The organism is Anabaena lutea FACHB-196, from assembly GCF_014698305.1.
Lineage (GTDB): Bacteria > Cyanobacteriota > Cyanobacteriia > Cyanobacteriales > Nostocaceae > Anabaena > Anabaena lutea.
In genome coordinates this window covers 217,958-242,686 of sequence record NZ_JACJST010000005.1, presented here as the reverse complement: position 1 = coordinate 242,686, position 24,729 = coordinate 217,958, and the positions used below count along the sequence as shown (strand labels likewise).

The 24,729-nt window shown below is 38.2% G+C and carries 25 protein-coding genes, 1 tRNA gene and 1 other annotated feature; of the genes, 11 read left to right on the top strand and 15 right to left on the bottom strand.

The features are described 5' to 3' along the window. The first annotated feature begins 153 nt into the window (after window positions 1-153). Window positions 154-1,053, top strand: a complete 900-nt coding sequence (gene hslO / locus H6G59_RS08110) for an Hsp33 family molecular chaperone HslO (protein WP_190713207.1) — start codon at window positions 154-156, stop codon at window positions 1,051-1,053. 160 nt (window positions 1,054-1,213) lie between these two features. Then, a complete protein-coding gene (locus tag H6G59_RS08105; protein ID WP_190713205.1) occupies window positions 1,214-3,307 on the top strand; it encodes a coiled-coil domain-containing protein in 2,094 nt (697 codons plus the stop codon). 59 nt (window positions 3,308-3,366) lie between these two features. Here the strand turns inward: H6G59_RS08105 and H6G59_RS08100 are convergent, their stop codons facing one another. The 4 genes from H6G59_RS08100 to crtD are packed head-to-tail and all read right to left on the bottom strand — an operon-like array spanning window position 3,367 to window position 5,536. Continuing rightward, a complete protein-coding gene (locus H6G59_RS08100) occupies window positions 3,367-3,525 on the bottom strand; it encodes a hypothetical protein (RefSeq protein WP_339327936.1) in 159 nt (52 codons plus the stop codon). A gap of 24 nt (window positions 3,526-3,549) precedes the next feature. Beyond that, window positions 3,550-3,771 (bottom strand): type II toxin-antitoxin system HicA family toxin, encoded by a 222-nt coding sequence (locus H6G59_RS08095; protein WP_190713203.1) that lies wholly within the window; start codon window positions 3,769-3,771, stop codon window positions 3,550-3,552. Next, window positions 3,771-4,010, bottom strand: a complete 240-nt coding sequence (locus H6G59_RS08090) for a type II toxin-antitoxin system HicB family antitoxin (RefSeq protein WP_190713201.1) — start codon at window positions 4,008-4,010, stop codon at window positions 3,771-3,773. Before H6G59_RS08090 ends, H6G59_RS08095 begins: the two co-directional genes overlap by 1 nt. Window positions 4,011-4,021: 11 nt before the next feature. Then, the gene (gene crtD / locus H6G59_RS08085) at window positions 4,022-5,536 is read right to left on the bottom strand and encodes a C-3',4' desaturase CrtD (protein WP_190713199.1); all 1,515 of its coding nucleotides are present in this window, start codon (window positions 5,534-5,536) and stop codon (window positions 4,022-4,024) included. 158 nt (window positions 5,537-5,694) lie between these two features. Here crtD and H6G59_RS08080 point away from each other — a divergent pair, with 158 nt between their 5' ends. Further along, a complete protein-coding gene (locus H6G59_RS08080; RefSeq protein ID WP_190713197.1) occupies window positions 5,695-6,414 on the top strand; it encodes a hypothetical protein in 720 nt (239 codons plus the stop codon). Window positions 6,415-6,540: 126 nt separating this feature from the next. Here the strand turns inward: H6G59_RS08080 and H6G59_RS08075 are convergent, their stop codons facing one another. Together H6G59_RS08075 and H6G59_RS08070 are read right to left on the bottom strand one after the other, a co-directional pair. Then, complete coding sequence (locus H6G59_RS08075) at window positions 6,541-6,990, bottom strand: DUF29 domain-containing protein (protein ID WP_190713195.1); 450 nt, start codon at window positions 6,988-6,990, stop codon at window positions 6,541-6,543. A 26-nt stretch (window positions 6,991-7,016) separates the two neighbouring features. Continuing rightward, window positions 7,017-7,463 carry a DUF29 domain-containing protein gene (locus H6G59_RS08070; RefSeq protein WP_190713193.1) on the bottom strand — a complete coding sequence of 149 codons (447 nt, stop codon included), beginning with the start codon at window positions 7,461-7,463 and terminating at the stop codon, window positions 7,017-7,019. Between the two features lie 261 nt (window positions 7,464-7,724). Here H6G59_RS08070 and H6G59_RS08065 point away from each other — a divergent pair, with 261 nt between their 5' ends. From H6G59_RS08065 to H6G59_RS08035, 7 genes are all read left to right on the top strand, one after another. Continuing rightward, the gene (locus tag H6G59_RS08065) at window positions 7,725-9,419 is read left to right on the top strand and encodes a hypothetical protein (RefSeq protein ID WP_190713191.1); all 1,695 of its coding nucleotides are present in this window, start codon (window positions 7,725-7,727) and stop codon (window positions 9,417-9,419) included. Between the two features lie 10 nt (window positions 9,420-9,429). Beyond that, the gene (locus tag H6G59_RS08060; RefSeq protein ID WP_190713189.1) at window positions 9,430-12,564 is read left to right on the top strand and encodes an ATP-binding protein; all 3,135 of its coding nucleotides are present in this window, start codon (window positions 9,430-9,432) and stop codon (window positions 12,562-12,564) included. Window positions 12,565-12,697: 133 nt separating this feature from the next. Continuing rightward, window positions 12,698-13,075: a hypothetical protein gene (locus H6G59_RS08055; protein ID WP_190713187.1), complete on the top strand. Its 378-nt coding sequence runs from the start codon at window positions 12,698-12,700 to the stop codon at window positions 13,073-13,075. A gap of 15 nt (window positions 13,076-13,090) precedes the next feature. Further along, window positions 13,091-13,636, top strand: a complete 546-nt coding sequence (locus H6G59_RS08050; RefSeq protein WP_242038817.1) for a hypothetical protein — start codon at window positions 13,091-13,093, stop codon at window positions 13,634-13,636. Window positions 13,637-13,779: 143 nt separating this feature from the next. Beyond that, a complete protein-coding gene (locus H6G59_RS08045; RefSeq protein WP_190713185.1) occupies window positions 13,780-15,057 on the top strand; it encodes a M16 family metallopeptidase in 1,278 nt (425 codons plus the stop codon). Window positions 15,058-15,157: 100 nt separating this feature from the next. Further along, window positions 15,158-16,027 carry a fructosamine kinase family protein gene (locus tag H6G59_RS08040; RefSeq protein ID WP_190713184.1) on the top strand — a complete coding sequence of 290 codons (870 nt, stop codon included), beginning with the start codon at window positions 15,158-15,160 and terminating at the stop codon, window positions 16,025-16,027. Between the two features lie 51 nt (window positions 16,028-16,078). Further along, window positions 16,079-16,699, top strand: coding sequence for a 2OG-Fe(II) oxygenase (locus H6G59_RS08035; protein WP_190713182.1), 621 nt, complete (start codon window positions 16,079-16,081; stop codon window positions 16,697-16,699). A gap of 130 nt (window positions 16,700-16,829) precedes the next feature. Here H6G59_RS08035 and H6G59_RS08030 read toward each other — a convergent pair whose 3' ends face one another. Continuing rightward, window positions 16,830-17,675, bottom strand: a complete 846-nt coding sequence (locus tag H6G59_RS08030; protein WP_190713180.1) for a LolA family protein — start codon at window positions 17,673-17,675, stop codon at window positions 16,830-16,832. A gap of 281 nt (window positions 17,676-17,956) precedes the next feature. Here H6G59_RS08030 and H6G59_RS08025 point away from each other — a divergent pair, with 281 nt between their 5' ends. Further along, a complete protein-coding gene (locus tag H6G59_RS08025) occupies window positions 17,957-19,819 on the top strand; it encodes a serine/threonine-protein kinase (RefSeq protein WP_190713178.1) in 1,863 nt (620 codons plus the stop codon). 414 nt (window positions 19,820-20,233) lie between these two features. Here the strand turns inward: H6G59_RS08025 and rplL are convergent, their stop codons facing one another. From rplL to rplS, 8 genes are all read right to left on the bottom strand, one after another. After that, window positions 20,234-20,623, bottom strand: coding sequence for a 50S ribosomal protein L7/L12 (rplL, locus tag H6G59_RS08020; RefSeq protein WP_190713176.1), 390 nt, complete (start codon window positions 20,621-20,623; stop codon window positions 20,234-20,236). A gap of 97 nt (window positions 20,624-20,720) precedes the next feature. Then, window positions 20,721-21,299, bottom strand: a complete 579-nt coding sequence (gene rplJ / locus H6G59_RS08015; RefSeq protein ID WP_190713174.1) for a 50S ribosomal protein L10 — start codon at window positions 21,297-21,299, stop codon at window positions 20,721-20,723. 97 nt (window positions 21,300-21,396) lie between these two features. After that, window positions 21,397-21,566 (bottom strand) — a sequence feature (ribosomal protein L10 leader region). A gap of 108 nt (window positions 21,567-21,674) precedes the next feature. Beyond that, window positions 21,675-22,391 carry a 50S ribosomal protein L1 gene (rplA, locus tag H6G59_RS08010; RefSeq protein ID WP_190713172.1) on the bottom strand — a complete coding sequence of 239 codons (717 nt, stop codon included), beginning with the start codon at window positions 22,389-22,391 and terminating at the stop codon, window positions 21,675-21,677. Window positions 22,392-22,499: 108 nt separating this feature from the next. After that, entirely contained in the window at window positions 22,500-22,925 is a 426-nt protein-coding gene (gene rplK, locus H6G59_RS08005) for a 50S ribosomal protein L11 (RefSeq protein WP_016950740.1), read from the bottom strand. 6 nt (window positions 22,926-22,931) lie between these two features. Further along, a complete protein-coding gene (gene nusG, locus H6G59_RS08000; protein ID WP_190713170.1) occupies window positions 22,932-23,582 on the bottom strand; it encodes a transcription termination/antitermination protein NusG in 651 nt (216 codons plus the stop codon). After that, the gene (gene secE / locus H6G59_RS07995; protein WP_127053427.1) at window positions 23,582-23,803 is read right to left on the bottom strand and encodes a preprotein translocase subunit SecE; all 222 of its coding nucleotides are present in this window, start codon (window positions 23,801-23,803) and stop codon (window positions 23,582-23,584) included. Before secE ends, nusG begins: the two co-directional genes overlap by 1 nt. Window positions 23,804-23,989: 186 nt before the next feature. Beyond that, a tRNA-Trp gene (locus tag H6G59_RS07990) sits at window positions 23,990-24,062 on the bottom strand. Between the two features lie 150 nt (window positions 24,063-24,212). Beyond that, the gene (gene rplS, locus H6G59_RS07985) at window positions 24,213-24,575 is read right to left on the bottom strand and encodes a 50S ribosomal protein L19 (RefSeq protein ID WP_190713168.1); all 363 of its coding nucleotides are present in this window, start codon (window positions 24,573-24,575) and stop codon (window positions 24,213-24,215) included. Window positions 24,576-24,729 lie beyond the last annotated feature (154 nt).

Below are 24,729 nucleotides of genomic sequence, written 5' to 3'. Positions count from 1 at the left end.
CCCTACTCCAACTGTCTTCAATTTTGTGAAAGTGACCTGCTGTTGGCACTATTGTGAATTTTGAATTGTTAATCACTTGGACATCTCCCTACCTCCTAGTCCCCAGAGAACTTACAATAAAAAAGTCATCTTATTAAGAATTGTAAGGGTTTCATGGCGGATCAGTTAATTCGCGCTACAGCAGCTGACGGAGGAATTCGTGCAGTAGGTGTGATTACCACACGCTTAACAGAAGAAGCACGAGTGAGGCATAAGCTTTCTTATGTAGCTACAGCGGCACTAGGGAGAACTATGTCAGCGGGTTTGTTGATGGCTTCTAGTATGAAGCGTGTTGGATCTAGGGTCAATGTGCGAGTGAAGGGCGATGGACCTTTAGGTGGTATATTGGTAGATGCAGGTTTAGATGGTACGGTACGTGGCTATGTGGGCAACCCAACAGTGGAATTACCTCCTAATGCTAAAGGCAAGCTAGATGTTGGCGGTGCTGTGGGTAGTGGCTATCTCTATGTTGTTCGAGATATTGGTTATGGTTATCCTTACTCTAGTACAGTAGAACTTGTTTCCGGTGAAATTGGCGATGATGTTGCTCATTACCTAGTAACTTCAGAACAAACACCTTCAGCTTTGGTTTTAGGTGTGTTTGTGGGATTAGGTGGCGTTACAGCATCTGGAGGCATACTGGTACAAGTATTACCCAAAGCTGCTAGAGATGAAGCTTTAGTCGCAAAGCTAGAATCCAGGGTTTCTGCATTATCAGGTTTTACGCCATTATTGCAAGCTGGAAAGACTTTAACGGAAATTTTGACTGATCTACTGGGAGATATGGGACTGAACATATTTCCAGAAAGCCAGATGCTACGCTTCCACTGTGGTTGCTCCTTTGATAGGGTGCTAGGGGCGCTGAAGATATTGGGAGAAGCAGAACTGCAAGATATGATTATTAAAGATGATGGTGCAGAAGCAACTTGTGATTTTTGTGGCAAAGTTTACCAAGCTAGTAGCGATCATCTAACTCAACTAATTGTTGATTTGCAGGCAGAATCTTCTACCTAAAATAAGTATAGAAAGATACTATGTTTAGGAGTCGCAAATGGTATCTATGGAGATAGATCTTGAAAAAATAGCTTTTTAATGACGTTAAAGAAAGCTAATATGGCGAAAATGGAATTATCGGTCTAACATAGACCGCCATTCAATTACTTTGGTGTGAGAGATGACAGAGCGAGATATTCCAGACAGTTGGTCTCCAGCCAGAGCAAGAAAGCCAGATCAAAAGACAAAACCATCCCGAACTTCACAAGTCGGGAAATCTCAAGCATCTGGTGTCCCAGCTACTGGTTCTAACTCTAAGTCAGTGAAGCAGCGAAAAGAGAACGATACCGAAGGATTACCTATAATTAACCATTCAGATGAAAATTATAACCTCAGTAATCTGATTGAGAAAATACCTCGCTGGATGAGAGGCTGGGTGTTTTGGTCAGTATTGCTAACTTTGATTCCTGGTAGTGTGGCATTTTTGTCAATAGCGATGCTGCTAAAGTTACCATCAGCACCAAACTGCCCAAAAATCTTCTGGCCTTTGGCAAGTGCATCAGTACGCTTACACTGCGGTCAGTTAGCTGCTTCAAAGCAAACTATAAATGACTTGCTCCAAGCGATCGCTCTGGTGAAGGAACTGCCACAGAATCACCCCCTCAGGGGACAAATTAATACTTTTTTAGAAGAATGGTCGCGAGATATTTTACAGCTTGCCGATCAGAGTTTCCAAGAGGGGAATTTAGAAGAAGCGATCGCTACTGCTCGTCAAATTCCCGAAGATTTGGAAGCTCGTAAACTAGTAGAAGAGCAAATTACCAAATGGCAGTCTATCTGGTCAAAGGCAGAAGCAATCTACCAAGAATCGGAAAAAGAACTGCGCCAAAGGAATTGGCAATCAGCTTTTATGCTGTCATCTAAACTGTTGCGTGTTAACAATAAATATTGGGCATCTACCAAATACGACCAGTTAAATAACATTATTGTGACAGCGCGGGAAGATGGCGATAAGCTCTATAAGGCTGAAAATCTAGCAGCAAATCGCTCAGTCAATGACTTACTAGCAGCTATTAAATTGGCTGAGTCAATTAAGCCAGATAGTTACTTGCATCAAAAAGCGCAGGAATTGATTCCCGAATTTGGACGCAAGATGCTGAATTTGGCAAAAGCGAGAATGGAGAAGCGAGATGCTGATACAGCCCTAGAAATTGTCAGACAAATTCCGCCAATTGCTTCCTTACAAACTGAAATCGATGATTTTATTGTTTTGGGTGAAGCACAAAGGAGCGCTTGGACAGGAACTGTGTTTGGTTTAGAGGCAGCCATTTCCCAAGCACAACAAATTGATGCTTCTAGAGAAAATTATGATCAAGCACAACAGCTGATTGCTCGTTGGCAATTAGAAATTGAAGATGTTTCTCGTTTGGAAAAAGCGCGAAACCTAGCTAGTCAAGGCACAATTAACGAGTTAACGGCGGCAATTTCTGAAGTACAGATGATTCCTGATAGTAACCCCCGCGCTAACGAAGCTAGGCAGGAAATGGGACGTTGGCGTGGACAAGTGGAGTCTATCGAAGACCGACCTTATTTAGACCGTGCTGAACAAATAGCTCTATTAGAGGATATTAGCTCCTTACAAGCTGCGATCGCAGAAGCAGGTCAAATCCGATCTGGTCGTGCCTTATACCCAGAAGCACGGAAAAAAATTAGCACTTGGACAGCTAAAATTCAGCGAATTCAAGATCAACCTTATCTAGATCAAGCACGCATCATCGCTGACAGTGGTGATTTAAACGCTGCTGTCAAGGAAGCACAAAAAATTGCTTCATCAGGACGGGCGCTTGCGAGTGAAGCCCAAACAGCTGTTGATAGTTGGCAAGAGCAAATCCGTGCCAGAGAAAACTGGCAAAAAGCACGAGAAGTGGCAATTACTGGCACACCAGAAGCTTTAGCTGAGGCCATACGGTTAGCTGATCGGGTTTCAAACCGTAACGTCTTACGTATGGATGCAAATGTGGCTATTGATCAATGGAGTCAACAATTGTTGCAAATGGCACGCTCTCAAAGCGAGTTTGATGTTGCTAGAAGCATTCAAACTGCTCGGTTAATTCCACGGGGTAGTTCTGCTTACAGAGATGCCCAAGAACAAATTAAAACTTGGCGACAATTTATTCTTCCTAAATCATCACCTGAGCCTTCACCTGAGTTATCGTCTGAGCCTTCACCGGGATTTGAGCAATCTCAGCCATCTCCAACTAGTAATGGGTTGTAATGGGTGATTGGAAAAAGGGGACTGTGTAAAATCAGCCCCTTTTTTTGTTTAATTTAATATTATTCATTTAATGCAAGTCTAACCCAAGTTCGGAAAACGCGAGTTGCGGCTATTTGTCCAATCTTTTTACTTTCTTCGATAAATCGGGGCATTTCTTTGATTTGTAGTGGTGCAAAAGTGGGGCTGATTTGAGTTTCTGAATTATGTAAAGATAACAAAATTTTTCTCCAATCTTTGAGAAACTAAACATTAAGAAAAACATCAACATCAATTTGAGCTTGTTTGAGGATATTTCTGAGTGTTCCTTCCTTAATCTCTCGATGATGAGGAATCGTTGTTTTTTGATTAATTTCTGGATTAAACCATATTTCATGATCTCCTTTTGCTGAACGGTAAAATTGGAAACCTAATTTTCCTAATTTTTGAGTCACTTCTCGATAAGAAAACCCTGCTAATTTTCCCATTAAACCTCCATAATTAGCGGATATTCAAACTGAGAAGGTAAATGTTGTAACTGAAAATTATGATTATTTTCTTTTTCTAAATCTAATAAGACTTTGGCTACATCTTCAGCAATTTCTATAGCTTCCTGTACTGTTTTTCCTTCGGCAACTAATCCTTGTAAATCATCACTGGTCGCCAAAAAATATTCTTCACCATCTTCTGTAAATTTTTCAATTTTGAGTCTAATTAGTGTTTGCATTTGCTTAACCATTAATTTTGAGCTTGAATTTGTCTAACTACCGTCAACGCCGAATAACTCACCCCCGCAGTTCCTTCCCCTGGATGAGTTGAATCACCAACTAACCACAAATTATTAATAGGTGTACGATTAGCAAAACCAAAGGGGCCAAAAGTAGGAATTCTTTGACCAATACCACCAACAATACCGCTTTCTCTGCCGGTAAAATGAGCAAAAGTTTTAGGTGTGGCAGCTTCTACATAAATGATAGTTTCTGGCTTTAAATAGAAATATTGTGAAAGTTTAGATATTGCATCTTGGGTAAATTTTTGTTTTAACCCTTCATAATCTTGAGTATTCCACCAGGGAGTAAAATCAACAAAAGAAGAAGCAATAATTGTGGCTTTTCCTTCCGGTGCGCGGCCATCTCCTTCATGACTCACAGATACAAACAGGGAATTATTCTCACCTATTGGTCCGTTGATATCATATAGAAATTGTAGATGAGGCGGACAATCAGCAGGAATTGCACTCTTCTCTACACCCAAATAAACTACAAATGCACCGGAAGTTGGAGGTAGTTTGGCTACTCTTTGTTTATATCCAGAAGGAGCATTTTCTCCTAATAATTCTACTAAATTCTGGACAGTGACATTAGCAACTACATGATCTGCCGATTCTGTCCAAACTTCGCCGGTTTTCTGATTTTTAATAACTACAGCGTTAGCTTTACCATTTTCAACGTTGATTTTTTCGACGGTGTGGCGCATTAATAACTTACCACCGTCTCGTTCTAAAGATTCTACCAAGCGATCGCTCAACACTTGCATACTACCCTGGAGGTGAAACAATCCTTGGGGTAATTGGGAAACACTCAACGCTGTTGCAGCATAAAGCAAAGCCGTTTCTTCCGCACTCACTTGCGAATACAACTTGAGTTGTAAATCCAAAAACGTCCGCAGTCGGGAATCACTCCCTAAACCACATAACCGTAAAGCATCTCCCACAGTAAACAAAGTGAAAGGTGCAGTTATCAACGTACTCGGACGCACCGCTTGGATTAATTGTCCTAAATCCCATAAATTACGGGGTGGTAAAACAGGATCACGTCCTTGAAATTCCCAACTAGCATTAAATAAAGTTGTTAATAATTGCCAAAAAGGTTCACTACCAGGAAATTGTTTTTGGCGTTCTTCCTGCCATTTTTGAGAATCACGCCAGACATTGATGGGTGTAGACTCCCCAGGGAGATAAACCGCACAAGCAGGGTCACAAGGCGTTGCTTCTGGTAAATCTATATTTAATTCTGAGAAAATGCGGTGATGAATTCCCCCAGGTTCTAAACCTGCAACTTGAGTTGCACCCACATCAAAGGTAAAGCCTTGACGTTTAAAGGTGGAAGCACAACCACCGGGAACTAAAGCCTGATCAAGAATTAAGACGCTATAACCTCTATGTGCCAATAATGCACCGGCGGTAAGTCCACCTATACCCGCACCAACGACAATAACGCGGGATTGATTTTTGTTAAGGGAAAGACTAGGCATTGATACTTAATTTTACAATTCTTAATATTACTACTCATAATTTTAAATTAAATCGGGCAAAGACAAGAAGGAAGTGCGAGAATCAATTTTAGGAAACGCTATATTTATACTTGTATTTGGGTATACAGTATTAGTAATGTCAAAAAGCACATAGGTTTATGAGCCAAAATTTTGAAATCCAAGAATTAGCGATCGTTATTATCGCCAAAAATCTCAATCCCACCGTTCTGACTCCTGATTTCTTGAAATACACAGGAGTTATTCCCGCAGATTGGGAGTTAGCAAAACAACCAGCTTATACCAATGGTGTAGTCCAGATTTTTTTTACCAATGGCTTAGGAATCGTTGCCCAGCCTAATAGCGTAACATTATTGGAGAGTATAGGAACAAAACCAGCAGCAGAAGTACTAGTACCTAAAATTACTCAAAACCTCATAGACAAACTATCCCAAGTAGAGTATCAAACCGTGGGGATTAACCCTAGAGGATTTACTACCTTTGACTCAGAAGCTGATGCATACCAGTACATAAGCGGTAAACTTTTAGCACCAGGTTCATGGCAGCAATTTGGAGAAGGAAAAGTGAATGCTACTTTGCAGTTAACTTATCCTTTAAAACGGGGAACACTAAACTTGGGTATCAACCAAGTAAATGTTCAGTTTCCTGACAAGCAAGCACCAGCTATTTTATTTTCTGGTAACTTCAACTATCCTCTTGCTGGTAACACCCCAGCAGAAAAAATACAGGACTTGCAACAACTAGTTCAGAATTGGCAAGATTCTTTAAATACTTACCAACAATTATTGGTAGAGAAATTCTTACCCTCGTCTGAAGCACCAAGGAGTATTTCTGTTTTTCCACCAATGGCAAAAAGTTGATCAAAATGTAGGGGTGTGGTAGTGGGTTAGTAGTTGTAAGGGTTTAGCAAGGCTAAACCCCTACTTTATCGAATCAAAGGATTAAAAATTTTGAAAAATTACCTTTTGAAATAGATAGTGACAATATTAGTTAATCAAATAATCATCAACATTAACATCCAAAATATCAGACTTGGTAAAGGGACATGATTCAGGAAAAGTAGTTAAAGGAAGTTGAGTTTCAACAGCAGCAGCTTTACAAGCTTCATTATAACATTCATTAAATACAGCATCGAAGTAAGGCTTCAGACTAGGACTATTTTTAAAAGCTTTATTTAGTCTGCGAGAGTGTTCAATAATGGTATAAGACCAACTGGGAGAGCGTTTTTGTGGTTGATAATGCCACTTAAGTAAATGTTGAATTACCCGAATTAGATTACTTTCTAAAGCATCTTTTTCTTTGCGACTCATCCCTTCAATTTCTTCAAGTAAATTTTCGATATCTAATTGGTCTAGTTCTCCTTTTTTCAGGAGAATTGCAGTTTCTTCTAACCAGAGATTAAAGTCAGTTTCGTACAAAGTCTTTACAGTTATCATGGTGTCAAAACTCCTATAAATAAAGATTAGGGATAAAAATCAAAATCGAAAATTTCACTTTGAGCAAAAGGGCAGTTTTCAGGAAATTCGCTAATAGGTAATTTAGTTTCTTTACTAGCTGATTTTCGAGCCATTTGATAACATTTATCAAATACCGTAGTTAGATAATTTTTTTCTAAGCTAGGACTATCTTCAAAAATAAATGAAATTTGACGACGTTGTTCATCAATGGTAGATAACCAACTATTAGATTGATTTTCTGGTTGATATTTCCATTTTAATAAGTGCATTAGTAAAATTATTAGTCTATTTTGTAATTCTCGTTTATCACTTTTACCCATTGCTTCAATTTCTTCAATGAGATGCTCTAAATCTAAGTGATTAAAATTTTGCCTACGTAAATGCTGTAATGTAGTTTCTATCCATTCTTGATAATCAGTTTCATAGAGTGTTGATTTTTCTTCTATTTTCATGGTCAAATCCTTTTAGAAACGAAGATAAATCTATTATAGATATTAAAACCACATGATTCAATGAAAATGCATAAATAGGATATAATATCGCCTAGGTTTGGGAATTTTGGTAAATTACAAATTGGATCTTCATTTGAGCAGTCTGGGATCTGGAGACATTCATTATTTTTCAACAATTGTTAATTAAGTATAAGCGCTTTATTATGACGCGGTGATATGTGATATTTTATATACAAATAAATTGTCACATCTACCAACAGTATGGATTACTCAAGCCTCAGAACTGCTGCTGAAATCATTAACGCTTTCCGGGAATGTCAAAATGCAGGGGAACAAATTGATTTATTTGAGGCTTTAGCGATAAGTGATCCACCACCTGTTGAGGCATTTGTAGAGATATTGAAAAATATTAAGTTAGAAGCAGTGGTAGCTTTAACTATTCAGGCTTTTGGCAAGATTAAAGATGCAGATACTAGGGAAAGATTAAAGCAAAGTGATGATTTGTTGGCGATTCTAAGTGAGCAAGCGCAGTCAGGAAAAACGGATTTAATTTGCTGGTCTGCTGCGACGACTATTGAAAATCTGAAGTTTGATTTTATTGCTGTATCTCGACACTTAACGGTAGAACCTAAGAGTCTTGCTGAAAAGATAGTACAGGGTAAAATTAAAAGAATTGGAGACAAAAATTTGTTATCAAGTAATGATTTTGGAGATTATTTAAATTTTTGGATATATGGAGATTTAGAAAAGCTCAGATCAGAAACAGCATCTATAAAAGCGCAAGGTCAAAATTTTACTGATATAAAAAAGACAGGCTTGGGTGTTCATGCACTTTTAGCAATAGTGGATAATTCTAAATCAATAATTATCAAAGTATTTAATGCTTTATTTTTACGAGCTATCAGAGAAACTAATCAGGCTTTACAAAGAGCAGAAAATATGGGAAGTTCTGCATCAGAAGTAGATGAAAATGAATTATTTGAATTAGTTGCTTGTCAAGAAGCATATAGTCAAATAATAAATCCCAGTGTCAGTAAAGAGAATATTGCTATATTGGTTGAAACTCAAGTTCATTGTTTACAGAGTAATAATTCTAACACTAGAAAAATTGCTGCTGATAATTTATCGAAAATAGATGGTTCATTGCTAAGTAACTTTAATCAATATTATCAGCCAGATTTATTAACAGCTATATCTTTAATCCAAGAAGAATTTAATTCAAATAAGCGTTCTACATCTTACTATACATCTAATTTATACAAAAAGTTGAAAGATATGGCAAATAACTTAGTAACTATGTTGCCAACATTACATAGGAATAAAGTAAAGAATGATTGCCAGCTTTTTTTAAATAACCTCAGAAATGAAATAAATACAAAGAAGGAATTATGTGAAAACAGATACAAAGCAACACTAGATTTAAAATCTAACCTTGATAAACAACTAGAACAAATCCAATCTACCAATTTTTTGGTGTATACAAAAATAATTGTAAATAATACTTTTAATACTATTCCCTATATAAACATAGAAGAAAATGACCAATATGATTTAATTTTAGATAATTATTTACAGTATTTGCATGATGAATTATCACGATCAAAATACGAAGTAAACAAATTTTATAAAGGTTACATACAAGATAAATTAGCTCCTCTAGATAAAAAGATTGACAATGAACAAGCAAATCTTGAACAAATTAATTTACTACTAAAAATATCTCCCTTTGCTTCATTTATTATGGCTTTTTTAATTCATATTATGATGCACTGGGGAGGGATTATTATTGGTTCAATTATACTTGGTGTTATATTTGAATTTGTAGCTATTCAAATATGTGGAGAATTCTTTGAAGGTTCTCAAAAAAGCCGACGAGAAACTATTAGTAAAAAATCTAGTGAACAACATAGACTTAATGATGAAAAACAAAAGATATTAAATCTATTATCAATTTAATTATTCAACCATGTTCCCCCTAATCTTCCAAATACCCCAACTCCCCGATCTAAAATCCCAAAAATACACCTCCCAATACGGACAAGAAGTACGTCAAAAAGTTCTCAGCAGTCAAAAAGACTTCTTACTCCTTCTCAGCGATATAGGTAGAGTTTATAACCTCACCTTTTCCATACGCTATCGCTACACACCCGGTTTACCCTTCGATAAAAGACTGGGTATTTATTTAGTCGTCAGTCAATCACAACCTATTTCACCAGATACTGAAACTCAAATAGCTGAAGATATTAAAAAAATTATCACAGATGGATTTCTCAACCAATTTTATAAAATTGAATTACAAACAGAAGTTCCCCAACTTCAAAATCTCAATTGGGTAGACTGTATTGGTGAAGCAATAAAACACGAAGAAATTATCAGCACTCGTCCCAAAGATTCTTTAGCATCACTAAATACAAAAGGACTACCAAATTATTATGTACCATTGCAATTAGAAGCAGATGAAGCTAACGATATGTTAGTAGTTTGTCAAGTTATTTCTCGTTTCAATAGTTCCATGATATTAGAAATAACTTTGCAACCAGATACCACCACATTACAAGAGAAATCTAGTTGGATAAATGCGTTAGATCAAATGTTATCCCAACTGCGACAAGCGAGTAGCAGTTCTAGTTTGAGTTCTGCTAAAGAAGGAGACAGAAACGCGCAATTAGTTTCTCGTATTTACGAAAAATATCAATTTTCTTACTTAACAGAAAGTTTATTTCGTTATAGCTTCAAAGTTTTGGGAAAAAATGAGTTAGCAGTTCGCAGCGTTTTAGGAACATTATTACTAAGTGGAACGAAAAAAAGCCGCTACCGGACTATTATTCTCACTCCCAATCATCCCACATTTACAGACAGTCTTGCAGCTACCCAATCAGGAAAACTTTCCACCGCTACCCATTGGGAAGAATGGGATAAAGGACTGGGAGAAGCAGAATTTGGAGGTGATTCAATCACAGGTAAAGGTAGTGTGCGCGTCTTAGATTTAAAACCTTTACACCGCTACGCAACATTAAATGAAATTAGTGGTTTATTTCGTATAGTTGTACCCAGTGATGCACCTGTAGCGGGAATTAGTCAAGAAAATGATATTACCAGTTTAGATAAAGATAAACAATGGATTGATTTTGGTGGTTATGAAATTAACCGAGGTGAAGAAAACAAAATTCAAATTGAATTAAAACAACTGAATAAACACGCTTTTATTTGTGGTGTTCCCGGAAGTGGAAAAACAACCACAGCTTTTAATTTACTAACTCAGTTGTGGAGTCATGGAATCCCATTTTTAGTATTTGAACCTGCAAAAACTGAATATCGTTCACTTTTGGCTATTAATCCTAATCTGAGTAAATTTACTCGCGCTGATTTAGAATTTCTCAAATCTTTAAAAATTCTCACCCAAGAATTAAGAGTTTACACTTTAGGAAATGATTTAATTTCCCCTTTCCGTTTTAATCCCTTTGAAGTTTCCGCAGGAGTTCCTTTTTATGAACACATTTCTAATTTAGAAGCTTCATTTCGGGGTGCGTTACCCCTTTCTGGTCCCTTACCCGCTTTGCTTTCCGAAGCATTGGAAGAAATATATTATCACCGGGAATGGACGGGAAGCGAAGAGGGAACACCAGAAAATTTACCAATTCCTACCATGCGGGATTTATATGATAAAATCACCGCTTTATTTGAAACTAAAGATTACGCAGGTGAGGTAAAATCTAACCTGAAAACTGCTTTAGAAGTGAGAATTGGGAGTTTGTTAAAACGCGGTGTGGGTGCAATGTTGAATACTCAACGTAGTAGTCCCACAATTGCTGATTTATTGCAATATCCCACAATTTTAGAATTAGACTATTTAAACCAAGACCAAGCAAACTTAATGACGTTCTTTTTGCTAACAAAAATCCGCGAATATATCAAGCGTCAACGTACAGAAAAAGCCGGAAATCCTGAACATATTATATTATTAGAAGAAGCGCATAACTTAGTAGGGAGAAATTTAGGTACTTCTTCTGGTGAAGATGCAAATACAAAACAAGAAGCTGCAAATTATGTCACAAGAATGTTAGCAGAAATGCGAGCATTAAGAGAAGCAATTATTATTGCTGACCAGTTACCCACAGGAGTAGCAGCAGAAGTTGTCAAAACTACAAATGTGAAAATTGCTCATCGTTTGGTGTCAGCAGATGATAGAAAAGATATTGGCCAAGCGATGCTTTTAGACCAATCACAAATGGAAGAAATTGCACGGTTACAACCTGGTGAATCTTTTTTATATATGGAAGGTTGGTATCGTCCCCACCCGGTGAAAATTCCTTATGAAAATAGTGCTAAGGAGAAGTTAGGGGTAGAAAGTTCAATTACAAATGATAAAATTAGGAATTTTATAAAATCTCGCACTTGGTATATTAAAGGTCAGGAAACTTTACTCAGCACTGCTTTACAAGAATATCAAAGATTGTACAAAGAATACAATCAAAGTTTAACTGATATTCGGGAAGAATTGCAGGAAGTTTCCCAAGGTTGCACAGAATTACAACTCTTATTATCAAATTTAAAACAGGAAATCTTTCATCGGTTAGCTGGAGAGTTACGTTTTGATTTAAACCCTGTTCCCGATGAGTTATCACTGCAAATAGATAGAAGAATTGATGCGAATAATATTCGCAGTTTTAAATATTTACAACTTGCTGCTGATTTAACTTTAACAGATTTGGTAGACTTAGAATCTTTGGTAAATCAAAGGTTGGATATATTTGACAAATCTTATCAAGAAGTATTGGATAAGAATAATAAAATTCGTCGCAGTCATTATAAACAACTTTGGCAAAAAACATCTCGTCAGATGCAAACTATTCAGCAACAGATTATAAATTTAGCCCAGATTTTAGGTAGAGAATCACAGGTTGCAGATATTCAAAAACTAAAAGACAATCTTGATTATGAACAAAGACGTATTACTGATGTTGAAGATTTCTCTTTAAAAGAGATTCTAAAGCGTTTGCAAAATGAGAAACGAGAATTACAAGATAAGTTAACGGAAGTATTGAGTTTAGCTATTCAGCAAGCAAAAATTAATAAGGTTAAACGTGATTTACAAATATGAGAAAATAGTACATTTGTAGGTTGGGTTGACGTAAGGAAACCCAACGTTTCAAGAAGTTTTATACAATGTTGGGTTTCGCTATCGCTCTACCCAACCTACAATTTATGAAATTTATAAATAGGAGAAAATCATTTTGGATATAGCAGTTAAAAATCTAGTTTTATCTTACGAAACTTTAGCAAATCAGGCTATAAGGTTCAATCATGCTTATTTACAATTGTTAAAAATATATGAAGAACTAATTTTTACTCCTGGCTGGATTTCTGAATTAGAAAAATCTGGAAGTTCACCATTAAAAACTGTTGTTTCAATGCAGCAAGAACAGCAGATAATAATATCTAAATTTCAGGAATTATCACAGTTACTTGCTAAAGCACAATTACATTTTACCACTAATACTGAAGCGGAAGAATTGAGAAATATTGCTCATGATTGCCAAGTAATGATAGATTTTCTGAATAGCATAGATTTAATGGATTTGCAAGATATGTTTAGGGAAATTAAGAAATAATTGATATTAAGAATTATGTCACAAATGGAATATAATGATCGCCAAGATTTAGAAAGTGAAATTAAAGATAATAGTCAACAAATTGAAACCTTGGGAGAATCACAAAAAGAGTATCAGGAAGATATGGAAAGTCTTCAGGAAAAACTGAAGATGCTGAAAAGTAGTAAAGGAGTTTATGCAAATTCAGATAATAACTTAATTGCTAGTGTAGAAGCAGCAATTCAAACTCGTGAAACTAATGTAGAGGAGTGTAAAGAAAAAATTGGTGAAGTCAAAACTCAGATAGATAGTAAGTTAGAAAATCTCAAAAAACGTATCTCTACACAAGAGCAACATATTAAAAAAATGGAGAATTTAGTTGATTCTCTAAATCACAAAGATAATCATATAGTTATTGAAATTAAAAATCAAAAAGATGATTTAGATGATGCAAAATATAAGTCAAGTGGGTTGCTAAAAATTATTGAAATTGCATCTGCTTTAGCTGTTGGTGTTGGACTAGCTGCACAAGGTATTGCTGAGTTAGTTAGCAGTTTGCAATCAATAGGATTATTTAGATAAATAAGATTTTAACGATGAACAACAATATCCCCCACTTTTTAAAGAAGTGGCTAGTCTAAATTGAAACTTCTCTACAGGGTTTACACCATCGAGGGGGTTGTAAGATATAAGAAGTAACCTAGCTCTTCACCTCACCACTACCAATGACATCCACTTTACTGAAATTTCCTCGCCTGAATGCGCCAACGCTACATCATTTACCTAATGGTTTAACAATTATCGCCGAACAAATGCCCGTGGAAGCAGTGAACCTCAGCTTATGGGTAAAAATTGGCTCTGCTGTAGAGTCAGACGCTATTAACGGAATGGCTCACTTTTTAGAGCATATGATTTTTAAAGGAACACAGCAATTAGTTAGTGGTGAATTTGAACGGCGAATTGAAGAACGGGGTGCGGTGACTAATGCGGCTACGAGCCAAGATTACACTCATTACTATATAAATACCGCTCCTCAGGACTTTGCGGAACTCGCTCCGTTACAAATGGACGTTGTATTTAATGCAAGTATTCCTGATGATGCTTTTGAACGGGAACGTTTGGTAGTTCTGGAAGAAATCAGGCGTTCAGAAGATAATCCCCGTCGTCGTACTTTTCGCCGAGTAATGGAAACTGCTTTTGATTCTTTACCCTACCGTCGTCCGGTACTGGGGCCAGAAGAGGTAATTTCTCAAGTTAAACCGCAACAAATGCGGGATTTTCATGCTCATTGGTACCAACCGCAATCAATTACTGCGGTAGCTGTGGGTAATTTACCTGTAGAAGAATTAGTAGAAATTGTAGCTGAGGGATTGGGTAAAAATAGGGAATTTTCAACTGTGAAGGGGGAACGGGAAACAGTTATTCCTGAACCAGCCTTTACAGAAATTGTCCGTGGGGAATTTATTGATGAAAGTCTCCAGCAAGCCAGGTTGGTGATGATTTGGCGAGTACCTGGTTTGATGGAGTTAAATGAAACTTATGCACTTGACGTTGTCGCGGGAATTTTAGGACATGGACGCACATCAAGGTTAGTCCAGGATTTACGAGAAGAACGGGGATTGGTATCTTCAATTTCTGTGAGTAATATGAGTAATTTGTTGCAAGGTGTATTTACTATTTCAGCAAAGTGTGATGTAGAAAATTTAGTAGTAGTAGAGGAAGCGATCGCACAACATCTGCATATACTACAAACAGAGATGGTAAAAGAGTCGGAAATTGCCCGTGTGCGGCGACGTGTAGCCAATAGATTTGTGTTTGGGAATGAAACCCCAAGCGATCGCGCTGGCTTATATGGTTATTATCAATCTTTAATTGGTGATTTAGAACCTGCATTTAACTACCCAGATTATATTCAAGCCCAGGATGCAAATCATCTTCTACAAGCAGCACAACAATATCTTTCCCCCAATGCTTATGGTGTAGTTGTCATCAAACCAGCGTAGGGTAAACCCCGTCCTTAATTTTACAATATCCATTGGTAATCTCTTCTTAACAACTGACAAGTAAGGGCGAGTTTTAATTCGCCTCCATAACTAACAAACTATGATTTGGCAAGAAATTGATACTCATATTAGCCAAGTGACTGGCCAAAAATTCCACACTCAGCAACATTTATCCGTAAGCGGTGGGTGTATTAATCAAGGTTATGCTGTGAGTGATGGTAAGCTGACTTACTTTGTTAAGCTTAACCAAGCATCCCAAGTGAGGATGTTTGAAGCCGAAATGCTGGGTTTACAGCAAATGTATCATACCAATACAATCCTTGTTCCTCAACCTTTATGTTGGGGAACTGCGAGCAATTCTAGTTATATTGTGTTGGAATGGCTAGAAATGCGAGATAGTGATAGCAAATCTTGGCAAGAAATGGGGCGTAAATTAGCAGCAATGCACAAAGTTACCAGTCAAAAGGGTTTTGGCTGGGATATGAATAATACTATTGGTTCAACACCACAAATTAATACTTGGACTGATGATTGGGCAGAATTTTATACTAAACATCGCTTAGGTTATCAATTTCAGTTAGCAACGCGACGTGGTGGAAGTTTCCCTCTCAAAGATAAGTTATTAGCCGCTATCCCAGAATTATTGGCAGATCATCATCTCCAACCATCTTTAGTACATGGTGATTTATGGGGAGGAAATGTAGGTTGTACAGTTGATGGTGAACCAGTGATTTTTGATCCGGCAACTTATTTTGGTGATAGAGAAGTTGATATAGCAATGACAGAACTTTTTGGTGGGTTTCCACCGACTTTTTATCAAGGTTATAAAGAGGTGTTTCCCTTAAATTCAGGATACGAAAAACGAAAAACTATCTATAATCTTTATCACGTTTTAAATCATTTTAATTTGTTTGGTGGTGGTTATTCTTCTCAAGCAAATCAGATGATTGAACGAATTTTGCGTGGTTGATAACAAATTTATTGATCTCACTAAATACTGGAATATTTTCTTCTATTCATCGTGAAATATTATCAACTACAAACAAGCGTTTTACCTAATAATTACCTTAATGACTTGTGGGGAGAAATCCAAGCTAGTCCTTATTTTGCTATCAACAACCTCAACCGCGATTTTATCAACACCAAAGGCTTTTCTGTAGTGTTTCAGCGTCAGGGATTAAAAACAGTTGAACAAAAATTTCCTTTTTTTAAGCCTTATTTGGATTTAGCAATCCAGCCTAACTGTAATGCTTTTTATCTCAATCCGTTGCTGCTAAAAGAAGGCTCTCGTGTTGATCCGCACATAGATCGTTCTTTGCGTTCTTACTGCAAAACCATTGAACCACCTCACCTTGTCAGTGTTCTCTATGTGCGTGTACCAGAAAACATGGAGGGAGGAGAATTGGTGCTAAAATCCCCTAAACGCCAAATTGGACAAATTAAACCGCAAACTAACACCTTGGTTTACTTTCAAGGTGATTTAACCCACTCTGTTAATGCTGTGAAAACTCCTGGAAATCGCTTAAGTTTAGTTTGTGAACAGTATAATTTAAGTGAAGCTGAACTTGAAGAAATTCCAGAATTTACCTTAGAATCAAGGGCTACTCAATCTGCAAATAAGAAACGAAAGTATGGCTATTAGAGATATCAGATATAAATAGACTATATCGCCTATCAAGACTGTTATAACCTGAGATATTTGAGGAAATAAGGTTGTTTATCAATAACAAATAATGCTCTGATGATCTTTCCTATTCCCTCTTGTTACATCTTTAAAATGGTGAGATAGAAATAGAGCTTACTTTTTTTACCCCTTCTGGTGGTGTAAAAGTGAAAGTTTGAGCGTCTATAGCTGGAGCGGTTGTTCTTGCCAAGATTTTTTCTGTTATCATAATGTCTAACCCTTCGCTGTTACCCCTCATTTCTAGTTGCTTGAGGTTTGCAGTTTGTGGTTGAATGAAACCACTAAAGGTCAAGCCATCTTTTGAATTTTTATAAGTATAGATAGATAACTCCTCACCAACAACTGTACGTTTTTCCTGTTGTAATTCCTTTAGGTTAGTCAAGCCAAATCCTTGTACAATGGATTGGCTGTTCTCAGCTTGAGCAATTTCTTCTCTAGCATCTTCTGGAATTTCTACAAACATTAAGGATGAAAGACCTATAAAAAATGATTCATTGAAAGCAGCATAGGAAGTTACAGCATATTGTTTCAAATCAGGTTTGTAAATCCAAACTTTTTTCCCATCAGAAATTACTAAATAGTTGATCTGTTTTGATTCTCCCTGTTGTCTCAAAGTAATTTCCGAGCGAAATTTTTTACCTGACTGGGCGATAGTTTTAGTTTTAATCTTAAATATGATATCAAAACCGTTCGTCTTAGCAGTTAAAAGGGATTCAGATTCAGTGAGATAGCGATCGCTCTGGAAAAAGTCCCTTATAGTTTTAGCTAGTAAGTCAAGATCCGGTTTTGTCTCAGTTTGAGCAATGGTTGTAGCTGGGTAATTAGCAATCTGTAAAGGTGGTTCTGTGATAGCAGCCACTTTCCCCGCTAGTAGGGTGATTAAGCTAACAGATGAGATGATAGTTAGTGTAAGTTTGATGGGGTAAATTTTCATTTAGGTTTGGTTTGGTTAGATGCTTGGAGAAAAAATACTATCTACTCTCATCCCGCCTTGATATTGCTGTTTGAGCAGGGGAAAATAAATCACTACAGTGATTATACAGTTAATGGATGGTTTTAATACAAACCATACTCAGCAAGTTTAGACTAAATCTTTCTTCTCGGTACAGTTAATAAGCGACAATTTTTCCAAATGTCTCGTATCGGATACATCTCATCTCTACATCATCAAAGTATCTGGTATACATTGGGAAGGGTTGTCGTTTGTAACCGAGCATGACACAAACACTGCTAAACAATCGCTATCAAGTTATTCAGGTACTCGGTGCTGGTGGGTTTGGTGAAACCTTTCTAGCCGAAGATACCCATATGCCTTCTCTTCGTCGGTGCGTTATCAAGCAACTCAAACCGATTAGCAATGATGCAAAAACCTATCAAATAATTCAAGACAGGTTTAAACGAGAAGCTGCTACTTTGGAACATCTAGGTGAAGCTAGTGACCAAATTCCTAAACTCTACGCTTACTTTCCTGAAAATGGGCAGTTTTACCTCGTTCAAGAATGGATTCAAGGTCAAACGCTAACGCAAATGGTTGAAGCTAAAGGATATATAGCTGAAACAACTGTTCGGGAAATTCTTTTAAGCTTGCTGTCAGTTTTAGATTATGTCCACAGTAAAGGCATTATTCATCGAGATATCAAGCCTGATAATATTATCCTTCGCCATCAAGATAACAAACCAGTTTTAATTGATTTTGGTGCAGTTAAGGAAACTATCCGTACTGTCATTAATCCTTCAGGACAGCCCCTGCAATCCCTAGTCATAGGGACACCAGGGTATATGCCGAGTGAGCAAGCCATTGGTCGTCCAGTTTATGCTACTGATATCTATAGCTTAGGCTTAACGGCGATTTATCTACTCACTGGTAAACAACCCCAAGAATTAGAAACTCACCCCCAGACGGGGCAAATACTGTGGCAACAATACGCTTCTGGTATATCCCCAGAATTATTTAGGGTACTCTCTCAAGCAATTGAACCACGTCCGAGCGATCGCTATAGCACTGCCAGTAAAATGCTATACGCTTTACAATCTCCCAGTGTTATCCCCTCACAGTCTCCCACTACTAGGGCTACAATCAGCCTCAGCCCACCCCCTGCTACCATTCAGCCCACTCAGCCAATATCTTCATCTCCCAAAATTCCCGTCATCAAAACAGCTAACAATTCTGAAAACTGGCAAAAACCAGCTTTGATTGTTGGTAGTTTGTTAGTGATAAGTTTAGTCACGAATGCAGCTATTTCTAGCATTAACCGTCAGCAAGAACCCGCTGTCCCCATTGCTACTAATCCGACTGTCTCACCGGAACTGCCAACTCCTAGTGTTTTACCCACAAATTCTCCTGTTTTTGAGCAACCTTCCCCAAGTCCAGTTGCACCTAGACCCTCAACGCAACAGCAAATTATTTCTAATCCTGCACCGGAGGACACTGCTTCAGAGGCATTGACACCAAGACCAGTCGAAGAACCTGTTAGTCAAGCTACTCCTACTCCGACAGTCATATCAACACTACCACCCGAAACAGAAGATAATCAGGTTCAACCGGAAGCAGTCCCCACAGTAGATGTATCTACCGCTTCCCAGAAAAAGCCAGATCAGAAAAAACAAGATTTAAGTAATCAATTAAATGCTAATAATATCAGTCAAACTGTGCCAGCATTTCCTACAGGTACATCAAGAAGCACCGTAGAAGCAACACTTGGAAAGAAAAAAGATTTAAGAGGCTTGTGGAGTAATACTCGTGCTGTCACTTATAAGGTAGTACCAAACCAAATTGATTTAGGTTACTTATTTGACCGTAAATCTGGAGTTTTGCGGCAAACTGAGGCAGCTTTTGCCCAAACAGTAAACCCCCAACTCATGCAGTCAACATTGAATGGAATGTTAGGTGGACAAGCGACAGGAGAAATTCAGCAAGGACTAAAACAGGTACAACAGCGTCAGTTAGATAATTTCCAGTTTAGTAAAGGTTCTGTTAAAGGTCAGATAGTCCGGCAAAACTGTGATTTTATTTACATTAGTATTTGGGATGCAGATTTACATGATTTTGTGAATCCGGCGAACGCAAAACAATGTTAAATTCTAAATCAAGATTTACAGGATTTAATGTAGTTATCTTCACTGGATTTTTTTCATCTTTATCCTCTGAATCAGGATTCACAAGAATAGAGGATTTACAGGATTAAATGTAGTTATCTTCACTGGTTTTTTTCATCCTGTACATCCTTAAATCCTAAGCATCCTGATTCAGACATTTGTCGAGGATGTAATGTAGTTATCTTCACTGGATTTTTTTCATCCTGTACATCCTTAAATCCTGATCATCCTGATTCAGACATTTGTCGAGGATGTAATGTAGTTATCTTCACTGGATTTTTTTCATCCTGTACATCCTTAAATTCTGAGTATCCTGATTCAGACATTTATCAATAAAAAAAGGAGCCTGAATCAGACTCCTCACTCAAAAAAGATCAAGTAATTTATAATTACAAATTACTTAATGGTGACTTTACCGCCAGCTTCTTCGATACGTTTCTTGATATCTTCAGCAGCTTCCTTAGCTACAGCTTCCTTAACTGGCTTAGGAGCAGCTTCTACCAAGTCTTTAGCTTCTTTCAGACCCAAACCTGTGATTTCACGGACAATCTTCAGGACAGCAATCTTCTTATCAGCTGGAACTGACTCTAAAATTGCATCAAACTCGGTTTTTTCTTCTACTACTTCAGCAGCAGCAGCACCAGGAGCAGCCATCATCATCATTCCACCAGCAGCTGGAGCAGCACTTACTCCAAAAGCTTCTTCAATTTGCTTAACTAATTCAGAAGCTTCGAGCAAGGTCAATGTTTTCAGTTGTTCTAAAATTTGTTCGGTTGCAGCAGACATTGATTATGACTCCTAAATAATTTTGAATTTTTTGTTGATGATTGGTTGTTGATGATTGGTAATTTGTCATTAGAAAATAACTATTACCCACTACCAATTACTCACTAGCGCTTTCAGCACTGTCAGCACTTTCTGTACTTTCTGTGCTACCACCTTGTTCTTTCTCAGCCACAGCCTGCAAGGCACGAGCCAAAGAACTGGGAACTTCGTTGATACCCACAGCAACTTTGGTAGCCAAAGCGTTGATAGCTCCAGCAATTTGCGCCATGAGTTGTTCCTTAGATGGCAAGTCTCCTAAAGCCTTGACATCAGTTTCTTTCAGCAGGCGACCGTCCATAACGCCACCACGAAGTTCTGTCTTCTTGGTAACTTTTTGGAACTCTTGGTAACTTTTAATTGCAGATGAGAAATCTTCTTTGACTAGCAAAAAAGCGGAAGAACCTTTGAGCAATTCCGACAATGGCTGCCATTTTTCTTGATCTTGAATGGCAATGCCCATAAAGGTGTTTTTCGTCACCTTACAAACTGTGCCACTAGGACGTAAACGCCGCCGTAAGTCACTAATTTCAGCAACTGTTAAACCCTGATAATCAATTACCAGTGCTAAAGTTGATTCACTCAAAGTCTCTTTGAGATCAGCGACAATCTCTTTTTTGTTTTCTAAAGTTCGACCCATACTTTTTTCACCTCCAAGGGCAAAATTTTATCAGTTATCAGTTATCAGTTATTATTATTTACTGTTCACTGTTCACTGTTTAACTGTTTACTGACTAACCGAAAACAATTAACCCCAGCTATCTTAGCCGGGGTTTCACAGTAGTACTTTTAATGCCGCAGTTATCATACATATATGTTGATAAAAAGTCAGGCAATCAAAGCATCAACCTAGGCAGGATATTAAGCTGTTAGCACCTGCTGTCTCCGGCTCTATTAAATTTTGGATTTTGGATTTTGGATTTTGGATTTGAAATTAAAGGTTGATAATGAAGCAAAAAATTCAGTTGCCTATTTACCAACGCTCAATCTAAAATCTCAACTCTCAAATCTAAAATTATGCAGCTTCAGTCAGTTTTAAATCTCGTAGGGCGCTAATGTCGATCTTAATCGATGGACCCATAGTAGCAGAAACGTAAAATGTGCGCCAATAACGACCTTTGGCTCCTGAAGGACGGTTACGGTCAATTGTCTCTTGCAAAGCTTTGAGGTTGACTAACAAATCTTCAGGGGTAAAGGATGCCTTACCAAACATAACATGGACAATCCCAGTTCGATCAGCACGGAATTCTAATTTACCTGCTTTGAATTCTGCGATCGCACTTGCTACGTCAAATGTCACAGTTCCACCTTTGGGTGAGGGCATCAAACCACGGGGACCTAGTAACTTACCAAGCTTTGCTACTTGTGGCATCACATCTGGTGTAGCAATCAGCTTGTCAAAATCCATCCGCCCTTTTTGGATTTCGTCAATTAATTCTTCTGAACCAGCGATATCAGCACCAGCATTTGTAGCTTCGTTGACTTTTTCACCTCTAGCAATCACTGCTACCCGGATGATTTGTCCAGTACCCTTAGGCAATGCTACTGTTGTCCGCAACTGTTGGTCTGTATATTTCGGGTCAATTCCTAGCCGGATATGTGCTTCTGCGGCTTCGGGGAATTTAGCTGTTGCTGTCTCTTTTAACAGAGCTAAAGCCTCTATAGGTGTATAGTCTCTGTCTTCTACTTTATCTTGCAACGCCTCTAATCGGCGTGATATTTTCTTTGCCATTTTCTGCTCCTGGGGTGATATCGAAGTTGCGCTTCTCCCCCAATTAAATTTTGGATTTTAGATTTTGGATTGAAACTGAGTTTTTAACTCCCAATGCCAAATTCAAAATTAGTCTGCTACAGTCACGCCCATATTTTTGGCGGTTCCTTCCACAATATTCATTGCCGCGTCGATATCGTTGGCATTGAGGTCAGGAAGTTTGGTTTGAGCAATTTCTCTCAATTGCGCTCTGGTAATGCTCCCAACTTTCTTTTTGTTAGGTTCATTAGATCCGCGCTCAATTTTCGCTGCCTTGCGAATCAATACTGATGCTGGAGGTGTTTTGAGTACAAATGTAAAACTCCGATCTTCAAAAACCGAAATTTCTACAGGTATTACCATCCCAGCTTGGTCTGCTGTTTTGGCATTGTACTCTTTGCAGAACATCATGATGTTAACGCCATGTTGACCCAATGCTGGGCCTACTGGCGGTGCTGGGTTGGCTTTTCCAGCATTCAGGGCCAGTTTAATGACCGCTACTACTTTCTTCGCCATTTGGATTTAGCTCTGTTTTTCTACCTGATTAAATTCCAATTCTACTGGTGTATCTCGTCCGAAAATCGAGAGTAGAGCTTTTAGCTTACTTCGTTCTGGCGAAACTTCAATCACCTCGCCTTCAAAGTCCTTAAATGGACCAGAAAGTACAATGATTTTATCACCTGTAGCCATGTCAATTTTGACTAATGGCTCTTGTTCACTGGTTTGTTTGAATATACGTTCTACTTCTGAATTGCTCAGTGGTACTGGTTTCACGTGTCCGCGACCCTTGCCGGTACCACGTTTTTGTTCTGCTCCCACAAAATTGATTACGTGAGAGGTATTTCGTACCACCTGCCAAGTATCATCGGGAATTTGCTTAGTTGCCGGATCTAAGATTAACCGCACTAGCACGTAACCAGGAAAAACCTTTTCTTCTGTGTGCTGGCGGCTACCATCTTTTCGGATTTTCACCGCTGGCGTGTGTGGAATTTCCACCTGAATGATTTTGTCAGCGACATCAAAGGTTTGGATGCGCTGCTCTAAGTTGGTCTTCACGCGCTTCTCACAGCCTGAGGCTACTTGCACTGCATACCAGCGTGCTTCCTTGATCGCTGTTTCTAGTGCTTCCTCTGACTGCAACGTATCCAGTGGTTCGTCTGTTGCAAAAGTCATCAGAATACCTGTTTTGCTGCCCAAGCAAACAATCCATCGACCAAATATATCAAAGATGCGGAGAGTGTCACCATTAACAACACAGCTGCTGATTCACTCACCAACTGCTGCCGACTGGGCCAAACTACTTTTTCAAGTTCTTCTTTTGTTCCTTGGAAGAAATTGTTCAAGCTGAACCCATTTCCGGTTTCTGGCATTTCTGCTTCATTTTTTTTGGCCACGGTTGTTATCCCCCCCGTTTCTTACATAGCTACACCTTGCTAGTTTTCGTCAAGGTTTACAGCTTCGACCCCATTTAATGGAAACAAATAAGCTGCAAGCAAAAATAATTATACCCGAAATTATCAACACTAACTGCCATTTTGGCAGATGCGTTTTCGTTTCGGGCTATATTTTTTGCTTTTAAGCGCGCCCTGGAGGACTTGAACCCCCGACATCAGGTTTTGGAGACCTGCGTTCTACCAACTGAACTAAGAGCGCACAAGCTGTCTTTGTTCCAGTCATTGCGCTGAACTTTTTTAGTTTAACGCAATTTCGACTTTGATTATAACTTAATTTTCTTGGGAAAGCAAGTGAGCGGCAGATGCCGCTTGGAGGCTGAGATTTCTCTCCTCGCTTTGGCGGATTGAATCACAAAGAGCGGTCAAACCGTTGTTTAATCCGGGTGGCTTTGCCGACGCGATCGCGCAGGTAATATAGTTTAGCACGTCGCACTTTACCACGTCGCAATACTTTGATACTGTCAATCCGAGGAGAATGCAACAAAAATACGCGCTCAACGCCGACACCTTGGAAAACCTTGCGGACGGTGATGGTTTCATTAATTCCGCCGTTGCGTCTAGCGATTACCACTCCTTCATAAGGTTGGACGCGGTATTTATCGCCTTCTTTAATTTTTACTCCTACCTTGACTGTGTCGCCCACATAAATTACGGGCAAATCTGACCTTAGTTGTTCCGCTTCAATCGAGCGAATAATTTCTTGAGCGTTCATAGTTTCTCCAATTTTCTGAAAAAAACTCACGATCATCAATCATAAATCCATAACTGCCTGACAGTCCAGCTATTTTCAATTATTGATGTTGGTTGTTGAAAATGCCGAACAACGTCTTCTGAGGACATCAACGTAAGTGGCTAGTTTAAGAAGA